The 2,465-nt window shown below is 69.2% G+C and carries 1 protein-coding gene; it reads left to right on the top strand.

All coding sequences use genetic code 11. The features are described from left to right. Positions 1 to 2,465: ThuA domain-containing protein (locus tag AB0G02_RS31640; protein WP_360801387.1), on the top strand; the 2,465-nt coding region annotated here is incomplete at both ends.

Below are 2,465 nucleotides of genomic sequence, written 5' to 3'. Positions count from 1 at the left end.
CCTGCTGTTCAGCAAGACGGCGTCCGGGGCCTACCGGCATGACGCGATCCCGGCCGGGATCACCATGTTCGAGCAGCTGGCCGCCGAGCGCCAGTGGGAGCTGACCAAGAGCGAGGACTCGTCCGTCTTCAACGACGCGACGCTGGCGACCTACGACGTCGTGGTGATGCTCCAGACGTCGGGCATGGTCTGGGACAACGACTCGCAGCGCGCGGCGGCGCAGAAGTACATGCGCAACGGCGGCGGGTACGTGGCGATCCACAACGCCACGGACATGAACATCGAGCAGCAGTTCCCCTGGTGGGACCAGATGCTCGGGATGACCATGACCGCGCACTCGTCCGTGCTCCAGGGCACGGCCAAGGTGGCCGACCGCAAGCACCCGTCCGGGGTGGGCCTGCCGGACCGCTGGACCCGGACCGAGGAGTGGTACAACTTCAACCGCAGCGCGCGTGGTGACGTGCACGTGCTGGTGACGGCGGACGAGTCGACCTACGACGCCGGTTCGTCCAAGATGGGGTACGACCACCCGATCTCGTGGTGCCGCAACTACGACGGCGGCAGGCTGTGGGCCACGGGCATGGGCCACCAGGCGTCCTCCTACTCCGAACCGCTGTTCCGCTCGCACATCGCCGGCGGCGTCGAGTCGGCCGGCGGCAAGGTCGCGGCGGACTGCGGCCCGACGGTGTGGAGCAGCTTCGAGAAGGTCGCGCTGGACGAGAGCACGATCGCGCCCGGCGTGGTGGACGTCGCCCCGGACGGCCGCGTGTTCTTCACCGAGTACGGCGGCAAGCTCAAGATCTACAAGCCGGACACCCGCGCCACGGTCACGGCGGCGACGTTCGCCGTCTACGGCAACGGCCAGAACTCCGAGGACGGCCTCACCGGCATGGCGCTGGACCCGGACTTCGCCACCAACCACTACGTCTACCTGAACTACTCGCCGGGTGACACCAGCGAGCAGGTGGCCAGGGTCTCGCGGTTCACCATGAACGGCGACACGCTGGACCGGTCCAGCGAGAAGGTCGTGCTCACCGTGCCCGCCTGGCGGGAGAACGAACCCGGCCACACGGGCGGCTACCTGACGTTCGGGCCGGGCAAGAACCTCTACATCGGCGTCGGGGACGACATCAACCCGTTCGCGTCCGACGGGTACGCCCCGATCGACGAGCGCTCCGGCCGCAAGTGGTGGGACGCGCAGGGCACCGCGGCCAACACCAACGACCTGCGGGGCAAGATCCTGCGGATCCACCCGGAGTCGGACGGCACCTACACCGTGCCGTCGGGGAACCTGTTCGCCCCCGGGACGGCCAAGACCCGGCCCGAGATCTACGCGATGGGCTTCCGCAACCCGTTCCGGTTCAGCGTGCACCCGACCACGGGCGTGGTCTACGCCGCCGACTACGGCCCCGACGCGGGCGCGGACAACGCCAACCGCGGTCCCGGCGGGCTCGTGGAGTGGAACGTGATCAAGTCGCCGGGCAACTACGGCTGGCCGTACTGCATCGGGAACAACACCCCGTTCAACGACTACGACTTCGCCACGTCCCGGTCCGGCTCGAAGTTCAACTGCTCGGCGCCGACGAACACCTCCCCGAACAACACCGGCCTGACCACGCTGCCCGCACCCCGTCCCGCGGACGTCTGGTACGGCAACAGCGCCACGGAGGGCAACAAGTTCCCCGAGCTGGGCAGCGGCGGCGAGGCGCCGATGGCGTTCCCCGCCTACCAGTACAACGCCGCCAACCCCTCAGCGACCAAGTTCCCCGCCTACTTCGACAACACGCCGTTCTTCGGCGAGTGGGCCCGGAACCGGATGTGGGAGTTCCGGACCGACTCCAGCAGCAACCTGCTCAAGATCAACAACTTCCTGTCCAACCTCACCTTCACCGGTCCGATGGACGCCAAGTTCGGCCCGGACGGCTCGATGTACCTGCTCACGTGGGGCACGGGCTGGGACGACAACGTCCACCTGCCCGGGGCGGGCCTGTGGCGCATCGACTACAACGCCGGTGAGCGCAGCCCCGTCGCCCAGGCCTCGGCCACCCCGGCCTCGGGCGGCACCCCGCTCACGGTCCAGTTCTCCAGCGCGGGCTCGCGAGACCCCGAGGGCGGGGCGCTGACCTACCGGTGGGCGTTCGGTGACGGCGGCACCTCCACCGCCGCCAACCCGTCGCACACCTACACCACGAGCGGCACGTTCGCCGTGCAGCTCACGGTCACCGACCCCACCGGCAAGACGGGCACCGCGAACCTGACCGTCACCTCCGGCAACACCGCGCCGACCGTGCGGTTCACCGGCCCGGCCGACGGCGGCATGTTCGGGTGGGGCGACACCATCCCGTACACCCTCTCGGTCACCGACGCCGAGGACGGGACGGTCGACTGCACGCGCGCACCCGACGTTGGGCGAGGCGGTCAAGGAAGCGATCCACGGCCTGGCCGGACACATGATCAACTTCTGA

Source organism: Actinosynnema sp. NPDC023658 (assembly GCF_040639995.1).
GTDB lineage: Bacteria > Actinomycetota > Actinomycetes > Mycobacteriales > Pseudonocardiaceae > Actinosynnema.
This window is presented reverse-complemented; position numbering and strand designations above follow the sequence as displayed.